This window comes from Microbacterium proteolyticum (assembly GCF_030818075.1).
Classification (GTDB): domain Bacteria; phylum Actinomycetota; class Actinomycetes; order Actinomycetales; family Microbacteriaceae; genus Microbacterium; species Microbacterium proteolyticum_A.
In genome coordinates this window covers 386,074-398,486 of record NZ_JAUSZZ010000001.1, presented here as the reverse complement: position 1 = coordinate 398,486, position 12,413 = coordinate 386,074, and the positions used below count along the sequence as shown (strand labels likewise).

Here is a 12,413-nt window from a genome sequence, read left to right as displayed (position 1 = left end):
CGGGGCGGGGCGAACCCGCCGGGAGAGGAGGGCGACGGGTCCCCGAAACACGCCGCGGCTCCTGGGTCTCAGACGCGCCCCCGATTTTTGAACACCCGGAACAGCAGGACGGCGAGAGCGATGAGGCCGACAACGAGGGCACTCCAGAGCAGGAAGCCCGCCGCCTCGCTCAGACCGCTGATGACGGCGATGACGATCGCGATGGCGATGACGATGATCAGGACGGTGTTCACGAGAGCTCCTTGTTCTGCATCCGCCGAAGAGCGACCCCCGGCGGGTGATCGGGCTCACCGTCGCACCGGCGAAACGCGTGCCTCCACGGGATTGACGCTGCGGCGGCACGGCTGGTAACCGCGCCTTGTCAACCCCGCGCACCCGCAGCTGCTCCCGCCCGTAGCGTCGAAAATCCGACGGAGGGAGACGTCATGCCCCAGGGACGAGGATCCAACAGCCTGAAAGACCCCGAGCTGTACGAGGAGCTGCGAAAGCAGGGCGACTCGAAGGAGAAGGCGGCGCGCATCTCGAACGCCGCCGCCGCGCAGGGTCGCGACAAGGTCGGCGAGAAGGGCGGTCACGCCGAGAACTACGAGGACCGCACCGTCGACGAGCTGAAGAAGCGCGCCAAGGAGCTCGGCATCACCGGCTACTCGGGCAAGAAGAAGGCGGAGCTGATCGACCTTCTCCGCAACCACTGACGCCGATGCCCCGCCTCATCCGCGTCCGACCGTACGAGGACCCCGGCTTCCGTCGGGTGCGGTCGGGCTCGGGATTCCGTTTCGTCGATCACACCGGTGCCGCCGTGCCCGAGCGTGAGGCGGAGCGCGCGCGGGGGCTCGTCATCCCACCGGCCTGGCGCGAAGTGTGGATCTCGAAGGAGCCGAACGCGCACATCCAGGCCGTCGGCACCGATGAAGCCGGCCGCCGTCAGTACACGTACCACGCGGACTGGGCGAAGCGGCAGGACAAAGGCAAGTTCGCCCGGGCGCTGCAACTCGCCGAGGCGCTTCCGCGGGCGCGTGCCCGCGTGACGCAGTCGTTGCGCCGCGCCGAGGCCGACCGCGAGCGCGTGCTGGCGGTGTCGTTCCGCTTCCTCGACCTCGTCGCGCCGCGCGTGGGCAACGCCCGCTACTTCGTGACCAACGGCAGTCGCGGGCTGACCACCCTGCAGAGACGGGATGCCACGGTCGAGGGCGATCTGATCCGTCTGTCGTTCCCGGCGAAGAGCGGCAAACGCGCCGAGCTGTCGGTGCGCGATGCGGAGCTGGCATCCATCGTCGAAGAGCTCGCCCTCGGCCGCTCTCGCGCGGCACTGCTCAGCTACCGGAAGGGGCGTCGGCGCGTGCCGCTCACCACGGGTGACGTCAACGCGTACGTGCGCTCGCTCACCGGCGGGCCCTTCAGTGCCAAGGACTTCCGGACGCTCCGCGGCACGATCCTCGCCGCCGAGTCGCTGGCGAAGGCCGGCACCACCGGGGGCAAGAACGAGCGGAAGAAGGCGGAGGTCGCGGCCGTCCGGGCGACGGCCGAGGCGCTCGGCAACACCCCCGCCGTCGCGCGGTCGAGCTACATCGACCCCCGCGTGTTCTCGCTGTATCGCCGAGGGAGGACGATGGACCTCGGCGGATCGAAGGATGCCGCGATCAGGCGTCTGATCCTGGGGGAGTGACCGCGTCGACGACGTCGGGCAAGCGGGGAACGGGCACGATGACGACGTCCTGCACCTTCCAGTCCAGGGCCACGCAGCCCTGACGTGCCCGCTCGATGTCGGCGAGCGCCACCTTTCTGCGACGCGGGACGACGAATGCCTCGATGTGGAAGACGTGGCCCTCGTCGCGCACGCGGCTGCCGGCCCGGGCGACCCAGGGCAGCCCCGCGAGGTACTGGTCGACGCGGCCCGCGAGCGGGTGCGGATGGTTGTCGTCGAAGGTGGTCGCACGGGCATCCATCAGGTCGACGACCGCCGCGCGCAGGTTGCTGACGCCGTCGTGCAGGATGCTGCCTGAGATGAAGATGGCGGCCGCGGCATCCATCCACCACAGGCCCACTCCGATGCCGAGCACACCGACGATCGTGCCGAGCGAGGTCTGCCAGTCGGCCTTGTTCATGTCGGCGTCGGCGTAGAGCACCTTGTTGTGCAGTTCGCGCGCGACACCGAGCTTGAGGCGACCGAGGATCACGGGAGGGATGCCGGTGACGGCCATCACCGCGATCATGAGCCAGCCCAGCCAGATCGTGACGCCGAAGAGATTGACCGTGCCGATCGTCGGGTGCTCGCCGCGGAGGAGGTTGATCGCGGAGTCCACGAGAAGGAACGTGCCCATGCCGGTGAGGGCGACCGCGGCGACGAGGTGGCCGACCGCGACAGAGCGGTGGAAGCCGTAGGGATGCTGTTTCGTCGGCGGACGCCGCGCGAGTCGCACGGCGATGAGGAACGCGATCGGCGGGATGAACGACAGCAGATCTTCCGACCAGGCCGCCTTCATGGCCTGCGAGCTGCCGAGCACGATGAACACGAGCGTCGCGGTGATCACAAGCAGGCCGATCGTGACCCACTCCAGGTGCACAGCCCGGCGCAGGGCCTCGACCTGTTTCGGCGGCAACTCGGTGCGCCCGAAGCGCACGGTCTCGCCGCTCACGGCGCGATCCCCTTCCGCTCGGCCTCGGCGGTGAGGAAGGTCTCGAGGTGAGAGAGGAAGGCGTTCTCGCCCAGGGGCACCAGCATCACGAGTTGCACCTTCTTGCCGTCGTCGAGCGTGGTCTCGGCCCAGGGGCGAGTCGTTCCGGCCTTGGTCGTCCAGGGCGTCTTGTCGGTCAGGCCCCCGGCGACGACGTCGAGGTCGCCCTCCTCGAGCCCTCGGACGAGCGACTCCTCGGAGCCGATCGTCCACTCGACGTCGGCGTCGAGCGACGCCGCGAAGTCCGCGAGGGCCTCGGCCTCGATACCCGTGGGCTCGGCGTCACCGATCTCGACCCATTCGCCGTTGGGCGAGACGCCCGCGCGCAGGACGCCGCCCTCGACGTGCGCGAGCGTGCCGTCGGGATCGGAGGGGATGTGGATGCCGCACCCCGCGAGCAGCAGCGACATCGCCGCCACCGCGAGCAGGCGGACGGTTCTCGATCTGGCCATGACGCTCCTCCCCTTCGACTCGGACGACGTGATCATCCCGGCGAGCGGGCGTTGCCGTCTCGGGGGTTGCCGCGGTGCTCGGCGGGTCGTATCAGGGCTGGTCGGCTTTCGACGCAGGTCGATCGCCATGAGAGCGGCCGCCGACGTGAAGACGGCGGCCGCTCCGTCGTGGAGTCGGTCAGGCGCAGCGCGCGAAATAGTGCTGCACGTCGGCGCGGGTGAGCCCCTTCAGTGCAGCGGGGTCGCGATGGTCGCGGAGGTACGCGCGGGCCGCGGCAGTGGCCTTCGCAACGGTCCAGGAGGCGCGGTCGATGCACGGAGCGGAGTCGAGCGGGTTCGTGCGCGGGGTGCGCAGGTCGGCGTCGATGCCGGTGAAGGCCTGATCCACGTCGGTCACGACGATGGGCTGGGCGCCGTCTTCGGTCGGCGCGTTGGGCCACCACTGCCGGGGCTCTTCGCGACTGGTGCTGTCCTCGAAGGTCACGATGTAGGTGCCGAGTTCGATTCCTCGGATCGTGTAGTCACCGTCGGTGTCTGCTCGCGCCGAGAAGTTGAGGCCGAAGGCACCGGAAGAGGCCGTCACGAAGACGGGGCCGCCGTCGTCCGCTTCGACGTGACCGCTGATCGTCGCGCCCAGCGGCAAGACGTACTCGGGGAGGACGAGTGTCTCTCCGGCGGCGACGGTGAAGGTGCTTCCCGGGCCGTTCCTCGTCGTGGCGCCCAGGTATCGGTACACGTGCAGGCCGTCCTCGACCTGCGCGACGACTTCGTACTCCAACCCGGCGATCACGTCGCCCGCGAACGTGCCGTCCTCGGCGGTCGTCGCGACGACGGTGGGCGTCTCTGCGCTCACCGTCGGCGGGGAACAGGAACACCTCGGTACCCGCGGCCGGAGCGTAGTCCGGCGGTCCCTCGAGGAGCACCTGACCGACCATGGTCCCGGTGGCCGGCCCGGTATCGGCGTGGGCCGCAGGAGCGAGCACGGAGCCCGCGATCAGAACGGCCGCCGCGACGGCGAGCGAGTGTCGCGCGGTGGCGCGTGAGAACAATGACATGTCGATCCCCCAGCGGAAGCACGGTGCTCCCATCGATGCCGACCCTAGGGCCCCGCAGCCGTCGACGGCTATGGCGCGAGCCCGCTGTTCACGCAATTGTCTCCATCGGCGCGGATGGAGCGAGTGGCGAGTCGGAGCGAGGTGACATGCCGCCGTGAGCGATGGTTGCGCGGATCGCGCCGGGGTTGACGGTGATCAGCTGGGCTCTGTGTCCGACGTTACGGTGTGATCATGCGGCGTCGACCATTCCTCGTAGTACCCAGTGCGTTATTCATCGCCGTTTCGGCTCTCGCCGGGTGCGCGTCCGGTACGGAGGTCACCCCGGGGGCCGGAGACGAGGTGGCTGCTCACGCCCCGCCCAGTGAATCGCCGACGGATGCCGTGAGAAATGCCGCGGCGCTCGCGCAGGCCCAGGCCTGGCTCGACGCGGCCAGCCTTCCACCGGGAGCGGTACGCACTGACACGTCTCCCGGCAGGTTCTCCTCGTACACCGGGTGGCCATGCGGCCCTTACGAACGATTGGAAGGGTTTTGGGTCCTCCCTGGTACAACTGTGGTCGACGCGGCCAATTGGCTGATCGAGAACCCGACCGCTGACCTGGTGACGACGAACTTCGGTCCCGCGACCGAGGAATGGGGACCGGTCGATTCCGCTACCGTCGGATACGTTCCCGCCCCCGGTGCGCAGGAAGGGATCGTCTACACTCTCGCGAAGAAAGAGGGGGACGTTGCGATCCGTGCCGAAGTCGCGGCACAGACCGCCACCGCCACCTGCCCTCCACTGCCCGACGGCTCAGTGTATGGAGCACCCGGACAGGGGTGACGCTCGGGGTTTCGGCGTCGCGAGCGTGATCGTCAGGACGAGGGCTCCCCTCAGTGACGCTATGGCAAGCGTCCCCGGATAGCACTACGGCCGTGAATCCGGTCTGCGGGACGGGGCTGCCGCAGACCTCCCGGCGGCGAAATGGAGCGAAACCCATCGGTTTCGCACCTGCATGCGCTCGACGATCAACAGGCGGATTCGCAACCTTGCGCTAGCCCCCCTCATCACCTACAGTCTTCGGGCTCGCCCACAAGGCAAATTGGAAACGTTTCCAAAATTGGGAACGTTTCCGGTCTTCGCAATGACGCAAAGGACTCTCATGACCATCGAACGAGCAACGCTCCACGAGGTCGCCGCCGCTGCCGGCGTCTCGCTCGCCTCCGCCTCTCGTGCGCTGACTGGAGGATCGGCGAGCGTCGCGATGGTACAGAAAGTTCGTCGCGCGGCGCGGCGCGTGGGATACGTCCCTGACGCCACCGCGCGCTCACTTCGTCTCGGCGGCACGCGTCAGGTGCTCTTCGCCGTCGACGACATCGGAAACCTCAATTACGTGGCAATGCTGCGCGCCATCGAACGCGAATTCGCCGACACAGGCATCCGGCTGAGCGTCACGACCACCGGACGCGACGTCGAGCAGACGGTGGCATTGGTTCAGAGCATGAACATGGGTGTCGGTGACGCGCTCATCATCTCGCCCCTCCGAGTGTCCCCATCGTTGCGTCGTGCGTTGAGCGAGCTCATCGTCCCCGTCGTGGTCATCGGTTCGCTTCAAGGAAATGTGCCCGTCGACATGGTCCGCGTCGACTCCGGCCACGCGGTGCAGCTCGCCGTGGAGCACTTGCAGTCGCTGGGGCGACGTCGCATCGGTTTTGTGAACGGTCCGCTCAACACCAACCCGGGGGTGTCCCGCCGGCACGGTTATCTCGCAGCGATGGAAGCGGCGGGGATCGCGGTTGACGGCTGCTTCATGGAAATCGCAACAGATTTCACCATCAAAGCGGGCCGCGCAGCGGGACAGCGCATCCTCGACCGGTGCGGAGAGATGGGCTTGGACGCCATTGTCGGCGGCAACGACCTTCTCGCCGTCGGGATCATCAACGCCTGCCTCGCCGCAGGGCTACGGGTGCCTCACGACATCGCGGTCACCGGCGTCGATGACACCGAGTACGCCGCCAGTTACAACCCGTCCATCACAACTGTGTCGCTGCAATCGGCCGAACGTGGCCGTCTCGCGGCCCAGCTGCTCCTCGCTCGCTTCGAGGACCCAACTCGCCCCCCTGAAACCGCCACGGTGATGCCTTCACTCGTGGCTCGATCTTCTACCCAGTCCGGAGACGTCAATGTCGACTGAACTACGCGAACCACCCCTGATGCGGGCTGACAACCGCCTGCCTGGCACACCCACGAAAACCAAGAAGCGCCGCGCCTACTCGGCCACCGGCAGCTCGAAAGAAATGTGGCTGCTGCTGCTGCCCGCACTCATCCCCGTCGTCGTCTTGAGCGTGTACCCCCTCGTGCAGGGCATCCTCCTCGGGTTCACAGATGCAGCCGCCGGGTACAACCGCCCCGTCAACTTCAACGGCATCGACAACTACACCGAACTTCTCGGAAACGACCTGTTCTGGCAGTCGTTCCGGGTCGGTCTAATCTGGGCGTTCTCGGTCACCATCCTTCAGTTCCTCGCGTCGATGGGGCTGGCGCTCCTGCTCAACATGAACCTGCGTTTCCGCGGCGTCGCCCGCGTGCTGGCGCTCGTTCCCTGGGCGATTCCGCCGGTGATCATTGCGATCATCTGGCGCCTGATGCTGAACCCCACCGCCGGACCCGTCAACAGCACCCTCGCCGCGCTCGGCCTCCCCAGCGACATCAACTGGCTCGGAGACCCCACCTTCGCGCTGCCCGCCGCCATCGTCGTCGGGATCTGGGCGGGCATGCCGCAGACCACCGTCACTCTCCTGGCTGGCCTGCAAAATGTCCCCTCGGATCTGCACGAAGCCGCCGCTCTCGACGGCGCCGGAGCATTCCGTCGATTCCGCAGCGTCACCATCCCGTCGCTGCTTCCCATCATCTTCGCCATCACCACGCTCGATTTCGTCTGGAACTTCAACCAGTTCGCGCTCGTGTACGTGCTGACCGCCGGCGGGCCGGGCGGCCAGACCATGCTGCCCATGCTCTTCGCCTACAACGAAGCCTTCAAATACGGGAACTTCGGCTACGCCTCCGCAATGGGCAACGTCATGGTCCTCATCATCGCGGCCCTGCTGGTGTTCTACCTCCGCCGCCAGGCAAAGGAGCGTCAGTCATGACCACCGCCACCATCCGCCGCCCCCGGACGCTCACCATGCGGACCCGCCGCCGCATCTTCCGGCCCCTGCAGTACCTGGCCCTCTTCGGCTACATCTTCTTCCTCGGCTTCCCCCTGCTGTTCTTGGTCACCGCCACACTCAAGACACCGAGCGAGTTGCAGTCCGTCACCACGGGCCTGTTCCCCAGCTCGCTGTATCTGGGCAACATCACCGCGGCCCTGGAGAAGGTGAACCTGATCGGGGCCCTCGGCAACAGCTTGCTCGTAGCCGGCGCGACCACACTCGCCGTCGTTGTCATCTCCATCCCCGCCGCGTACGTGCTCTCCCGCACCCGCTCCAAGATCCGCGGCGTCGCCTTCGGATGGATCCTGCTCAGCCAGATGTTCCCGTTCATCCTCATCGTGATCCCGCTGTTCCTACTGCTGACGAATATCGGTCTGGTCAACAGCCTCCTCGGACTCACGCTGGTCTACTCCGTCTGGTGCCTCCCCTTCGCGCTCTGGATGCTGCAAGGCCATATCCGCAGCATCCCCATCGAGATTGAAGAAGCCGGCGCGATCGACGGTGCAAGCCGCGTCCGCGTCCTCGTCTCCCTCGTGCTCCCGGTACTCGCCCCCGGCATCGTCGCCACCAGCCTGTTCACGTTCGTCACCGCCTACAGCGACTTCTTCTTCGCACTCGTCACCATCCGCGACGAACGCATCCAAACGCTGCCACTCGCCCTCGCCCGATTCGTCGGCGCCGAAGGCATCGTCCAACTCGGCCCCCTCGCCGCAGCCTCCCTCATCGCCACCATCCCCGGCCTGATCTTCTTCGCCTTCATCCAACGCAAGCTCTCCTCCGGACTGCTGTCCGGGGCAGTCAAGGGCTAACACCCGCATCACACCAACGGAGGTATGACCGCAATGAACCACAAGAGACTCCTCGCCTGCACCGCACTGCTCCCCATCACCGCCCTCACCCTCGCCGGCTGCAATGCCGGCGGAAGCTCGGGCGACGGCCCGGTCGAGCTGACCTTCCTCAGCGTTGCGTTCCAGGACGCCACGGTGGAGGCCACCAACGACATCATCGACACCTGGAACCAGGACAACCCCAACGTCCAGGTCACCGTGTTGCAGAGCAACTACGACGACGTCCACGACCAGCTGGTCACCCAGTTCCAGAGCAACACCCCCGCGGACGTCATCTACGACGAGGCCTCCGACCTCGCCGGCTTCGCCCACCAGGGGTACCTCGCCGACCTCACGCCCTACATCTCCGACGACCTCAAGGCAGACGTCCCCGAGAAGTTCTGGGACATCGTCACGATCAACGATCAGATCATCGCCGCCCCCACACTGGTGCAGTCTTACGTCGCCTTCGTCAACACCGACCTCCTGGCCGCAGCCGGAGTCTCGATGCCCGAGGGTGACAGCCTGACGTGGACGGAGCTGCGAGAGCTCGCGAAGAAGCTCACCACCGCCGACCACTACGGCGTCGGGTGGGGACTGAAGCAGCCGGCGTCCGCGATGATGAACACCGCGCTCAACTACGGAGGCACGTTCTTCGACGTCGCCGACGACGGCTCGGCCACCATCGACGTCACAGACGCCGAACTCGGAGTCCCCGAACAGCTGCACGGCATGCTGTTCGACGACAAAACCATGGACCCCACGGCCGTGACGCAGTCCACCGCGGACGTTGTCCCCGGATTCTTCGCGGGCGACTACGCCATCTTCATCGGTGCCAGCTACCTCGCCCAGCAGCTCACCGAGGGGGCACCCGAAGGCTTCAACTTCACGGTCCTGCCCGCCCTGGCCGGAGACGACGGCGCAGCCCAGGCCGCTAACCCGCAGACCGTCTCGGTTGCCGCGCAGAGCAAGCACCCCGAGGAAGCCGCCCAGTTCCTCGAGTACTTCATGCAGGCCGAGAACATCTCCCGCCTGGGTCAGAGCGACTGGCTGCGCCCCGTGCCCACCAGCGCCCTCGAGGACCTGACCACCGCGACCGCTGACATCCCCATCTGGGAGCCGCTGCTGGCCACCGGTGAAGAGCTGACCGGTGCCCCCTTCACCAAGACGCTCGACTACCCCCAGTGGAAGTTGCAGTACGCCACCCCCGGCCTCCAGCAGTACTTCGCCGGCTCGATCACCAAGGACGAGCTGGCGACGCAATGGACGGACGGCTGGAACACCATCACCGGCCAGTAAGACCCGCGCAGGGTGCGGGAGACGGCCCGCACCCTGCGCGTACCAACGACGAACGATCAGAAAGCAGGAACAGCTATGTCATGGATTCGAGAGCGGGCAGCCGCAGTGCTCGCAGGCTCGGCGATCGGCGACGCCCTCGGCGGCGCCACCGAAGGATTCAGCCCCGAGCAGATCCAGCAGCGCTACGGCGGACGCGTCACCGGAATCGTCCCCCCGTATTTCGCCGACTGGCAGACCCACCGCCCCATCAGCCCGTACCACAAGGGCGACGGCCACATCACCGACGACACCCTCATGACACAGGCGCTCGTGCAGATCTACGCCGCCCGCCGCGACCACCTCGACGCCTACTCCTTCAGCGAAGAACTCATCCCGCTGCTGGAAACCCAGTTCCGCTGGGTCCCCGAGCTCGAACGCGAAGCGATCCTCCTGCACCGCGTTTTCCTGCCGGAGAAATGGATCGTCTCGCGCATCAAGGTGGGCCACGTCGATCCCCGTGAGGCGGGTGTCGGCAACGCCGTCAACTGCGGCGCCGCCATGTACATGGCCCCCACCGGCGTCGTCAACGCCGGCAACCCCCGCGCCGCCTACATCGAAGCCATCGACATCGCCGGCGCACACCAAGCCAGCTACGGACGTGAAGCAGCCGGCGTCTTCGCGGCCTCCGTCGCCGCTGCCCTCGCACCGGGCGCAACCGTCGACAGCGTCGTCGAAGCGACGATCTCCCTCGCCCACGACGGCACCAAGCTCGCGCTCCAAGCCGTCGTCGACGCAGCCCGCGCACTGCCCGACACCGCCACCGACGACGAGATCGGCGAAGCCCTCCGAGACGCCATCCGCCCGTTCGACACGGTTGGAGAGAAGTACCGCGAGCCTCACCTCGACGCGCGCATCCCCTCCCGCACGAAGTCCATCGAAGAATTCCCCATCGCGCTCGGCATGCTCGTCGCGCATAAGGGCGACTTCCGCAAGACGGTGCTCGGCTCGATCAACTACGGCCGAGACGCTGACTCCATAGCCAGCATGGCCGGTGCGATCGCCGCCGGCCTCGGCGGAAACGAGGTCATCGACCAGAACTGGCTCAGCGACATCGCCACCGCCAGCCGCATGGACTTCGACCACTACGCCGACATGCTCGCCACCGTCGCCGAGGAGATCATCGACGCCGACCTCGCACGCACGCACGCCGACCTCGATCGACTGAACGCGCTCGCACGCGTTCCCGCCGGCGTCGAGTAAGCCGCTGTGACCTTCCCCAAGCCCCATGTCGTCGTACTCGGTTCCGCCAACCGCGACCTGGTCTACGACGTCGAGTCCATCCCACGCCCCGGTGAGACGGTCCTCTCAACCGGGCACCAGACGGTCCCAGGGGGCAAGGGGAACAACCAAGCCGTCGCCGCCGCCCGCAGCGGCGCACTGACCGCCTTCATCGTTGCCCTCGGTGACGATGAAGGCGGCCGGTGGCTTGCCAACGAAATGCGCGAAGCCGGCATTCTTGTCACCGCCCGCAACGTCGAAGCACCGACCGGCACAGCAGTCATCTCCGTATCCAAAGACGGAGAAAACGCGATCATCGTCGACGCCGGATCCAACGCGAAGCTGACCCAACTCAGGGACGAAGAAAAGGCCCTTATCGCTTCCAGCAACATCCTCCTGATGCAGCTGGAGGTTCCGGTGCCCACCGTCCTCGAGGCGGCCTCAACCGCGAAAGCAGCCGGAACCTATGTCGTCCTCAACGCCGCCCCCAGCCACACGCTTCCAGAAGACCTCATCGACGCTGTAGACCTTCTCATCGTCAACGAACACGAAGCCGCCACGGTAGCGGAAACCGGCACCCCCGCTGAGCCTGAGAAAAGTGCTCGAGCTCTCTCCACACGCGGTCCAGCCGTCATCGTAACTCTGGGAGGTGCGGGAGCGATCATCGCCGTGAATGGGCAGATCACCGCCCGTATTCCCGGCCGAAAAGTGGCTGTTGTTGACACCACCGGGGCGGGAGACACGTTCTGCGGTGCCCTCGTCACCCAACTGCGCCCCTGGCCCGTTGACCCTGAAGCCCTGGAAGCGGCGGCCATCTACGCCACCGCGGCAGCAAGTCTCTCCGTCCAGCAACACGGCGCGGTTCCTTCCATTCCTACCCGCGCCCTCATCACCGCCATCGCCGGTCACGCTCAGTGACCCGGAGGAAAGATCACACATGACGCTCCCCGCCACACAGACAGCATCGCGCGGGGCCACCAACGCTCGACGCCCCATCCCGGCCGACATCTCGAGGTCGTGGCTCCTCGTCAACGCGACCCATACAGACCAGTACGACGCCGCCCAGTCCTCGCGCGCCGACCAGATCATCCTCGACATTGAGGATGCCGTCGACCCGGCCGCCAAGCCGGCTGCACGCAACGACGTCATAGATTGGCTCAGCACCGAAGGAAACGGGGCGTGGGTGCGCATTAATGATCGGGCCTCGGACTTCTGGTCAGACGACGTCGACGCACTGAAAGACCTCCCCGGCCTCGCCGGGGTTGTCCTTGCCAAGACGGAGAGTGGCGCCCAGGTCACCGAGACTTTCGACCGGCTCGGAAGCCGAACCCCCATCGTCGCCCTCGACGAATCCGCCGTGGGTGTCGAAGACGCCGTGAGCATTGCGACAGCTCAGGGATGTTTCCGCCTCGCCTTCGGGTCGGGCGACTATCGCCGCGACACCGGCACATCAGCCGACCACCTACCGATGGCCTACCCCCGATCACGGCTTGTCATCGCCTCGCGCGTCGGACGGCTATGGCACACGGGCCCAAGCGCTTCTCAGCTACCTGGTCTTCGGTCTCATTCAGCTCGCTCGCTATCGGCGAAAGGTGCGTGCGTTCGAGCGGGTGCACGGGACTGATGCCGGCAAGCAGTAGCGCACCAGGTCGCCCAG

At 66.8% G+C, this 12,413-nt stretch carries 13 protein-coding genes and 1 pseudogene; 10 read left to right on the top strand and 4 right to left on the bottom strand.

Annotated elements, in window-relative coordinates:
* Positions 1-68 precede the first annotated feature (68 nt).
* The gene (locus QE392_RS01915; RefSeq protein WP_307447069.1) at positions 69-233 is read right to left on the bottom strand and encodes a hypothetical protein; all 165 of its coding nucleotides are present in this window, start codon (positions 231-233) and stop codon (positions 69-71) included.
* Positions 234-425: 192 nt separating this feature from the next.
* On the opposite strand from QE392_RS01915, the gene QE392_RS01910 reads away from it, so the two are divergent.
* The gene (locus tag QE392_RS01910; protein ID WP_154921742.1) at positions 426-695 is read left to right on the top strand and encodes a DUF7218 family protein; all 270 of its coding nucleotides are present in this window, start codon (positions 426-428) and stop codon (positions 693-695) included.
* 5 nt (positions 696-700) lie between these two features.
* Positions 701-1,666: a DNA topoisomerase IB gene (locus tag QE392_RS01905; RefSeq protein WP_307447063.1), complete on the top strand. Its 966-nt coding sequence runs from the start codon at positions 701-703 to the stop codon at positions 1,664-1,666.
* Here the strand turns inward: QE392_RS01905 and QE392_RS01900 are convergent.
* The 3 genes from QE392_RS01900 to QE392_RS01890 all read right to left on the bottom strand — a co-directional run bounded on the left by QE392_RS01900 (position 1,641) and on the right by QE392_RS01890 (position 3,980).
* Positions 1,641-2,636 (bottom strand): cation diffusion facilitator family transporter, encoded by a 996-nt coding sequence (locus QE392_RS01900; protein WP_307447061.1) that lies wholly within the window; start codon positions 2,634-2,636, stop codon positions 1,641-1,643. The genes QE392_RS01905 and QE392_RS01900 overlap by 26 nt on opposite strands.
* Positions 2,633-3,127: a hypothetical protein gene (locus tag QE392_RS01895; protein WP_307447059.1), complete on the bottom strand. Its 495-nt coding sequence runs from the start codon at positions 3,125-3,127 to the stop codon at positions 2,633-2,635. The genes QE392_RS01900 and QE392_RS01895 overlap by 4 nt, the downstream gene beginning before the upstream one ends.
* Before the next feature lie 178 nt (positions 3,128-3,305).
* Positions 3,306-3,980 (bottom strand): carboxypeptidase-like regulatory domain-containing protein, encoded by a 675-nt coding sequence (locus QE392_RS01890; RefSeq protein WP_307447056.1) that lies wholly within the window; start codon positions 3,978-3,980, stop codon positions 3,306-3,308.
* A 754-nt stretch (positions 3,981-4,734) separates the two neighbouring features.
* On the opposite strand from QE392_RS01890, the gene QE392_RS01885 reads away from it, so the two are divergent.
* The 8 genes and pseudogenes from QE392_RS01885 to QE392_RS01850 form a co-directional block, all read left to right on the top strand.
* On the top strand, positions 4,735-5,004 hold the full coding sequence (locus QE392_RS01885; RefSeq protein WP_307447053.1) for a hypothetical protein: 270 nt from the start codon (positions 4,735-4,737) through the stop codon (positions 5,002-5,004).
* 319 nt (positions 5,005-5,323) lie between these two features.
* Complete coding sequence (locus QE392_RS01880) at positions 5,324-6,355, top strand: LacI family DNA-binding transcriptional regulator (protein ID WP_307447050.1); 1,032 nt, start codon at positions 5,324-5,326, stop codon at positions 6,353-6,355.
* 19 nt (positions 6,356-6,374) lie between these two features.
* The gene (locus QE392_RS01875) at positions 6,375-7,310 is read left to right on the top strand and encodes a carbohydrate ABC transporter permease (RefSeq protein WP_307447047.1); all 936 of its coding nucleotides are present in this window, start codon (positions 6,375-6,377) and stop codon (positions 7,308-7,310) included.
* Positions 7,307-8,182, top strand: a complete 876-nt coding sequence (locus QE392_RS01870; protein ID WP_307447044.1) for a carbohydrate ABC transporter permease — start codon at positions 7,307-7,309, stop codon at positions 8,180-8,182. Before QE392_RS01875 ends, QE392_RS01870 begins: the two co-directional genes overlap by 4 nt.
* Before the next feature lie 24 nt (positions 8,183-8,206).
* Positions 8,207-9,499 carry an ABC transporter substrate-binding protein gene (locus tag QE392_RS01865; protein WP_307447041.1) on the top strand — a complete coding sequence of 431 codons (1,293 nt, stop codon included), beginning with the start codon at positions 8,207-8,209 and terminating at the stop codon, positions 9,497-9,499.
* A 75-nt stretch (positions 9,500-9,574) separates the two neighbouring features.
* Entirely contained in the window at positions 9,575-10,738 is a 1,164-nt protein-coding gene (locus QE392_RS01860) for an ADP-ribosylglycohydrolase family protein (protein WP_307447039.1), read from the top strand.
* Between the two features lie 6 nt (positions 10,739-10,744).
* The gene (locus tag QE392_RS01855; protein ID WP_307447036.1) at positions 10,745-11,674 is read left to right on the top strand and encodes a ribokinase; all 930 of its coding nucleotides are present in this window, start codon (positions 10,745-10,747) and stop codon (positions 11,672-11,674) included.
* A gap of 19 nt (positions 11,675-11,693) precedes the next feature.
* Positions 11,694-12,275: pseudogene (locus QE392_RS01850) on the top strand (HpcH/HpaI aldolase/citrate lyase family protein); the annotation flags it as partial.
* Positions 12,276-12,413 lie beyond the last annotated feature (138 nt).

Excerpts from the sequence above, each read along its gene's own strand:
- QE392_RS01910 (WP_154921742.1), top strand. The coding sequence starts at position 426 with ATGCCCCAGGGACGAGGATCCAACAGCCTGAAAGACCCCGAGCTGTAC.
- QE392_RS01905 (WP_307447063.1), top strand. The coding sequence starts at position 701 with ATGCCCCGCCTCATCCGCGTCCGACCGTACGAGGACCCCGGCTTCCGT.
- QE392_RS01895 (WP_307447059.1), bottom strand. The coding sequence starts at position 3,127 with ATGGCCAGATCGAGAACCGTCCGCCTGCTCGCGGTGGCGGCGATGTCG.
- QE392_RS01880 (WP_307447050.1), top strand. The coding sequence starts at position 5,324 with ATGACCATCGAACGAGCAACGCTCCACGAGGTCGCCGCCGCTGCCGGC.
- QE392_RS01875 (WP_307447047.1), top strand. The coding sequence starts at position 6,375 with ATGCGGGCTGACAACCGCCTGCCTGGCACACCCACGAAAACCAAGAAG.
- QE392_RS01870 (WP_307447044.1), top strand. The coding sequence starts at position 7,307 with ATGACCACCGCCACCATCCGCCGCCCCCGGACGCTCACCATGCGGACC.
- QE392_RS01865 (WP_307447041.1), top strand. The coding sequence starts at position 8,207 with ATGACCGCAATGAACCACAAGAGACTCCTCGCCTGCACCGCACTGCTC.
- QE392_RS01860 (WP_307447039.1), top strand. The coding sequence starts at position 9,575 with ATGTCATGGATTCGAGAGCGGGCAGCCGCAGTGCTCGCAGGCTCGGCG.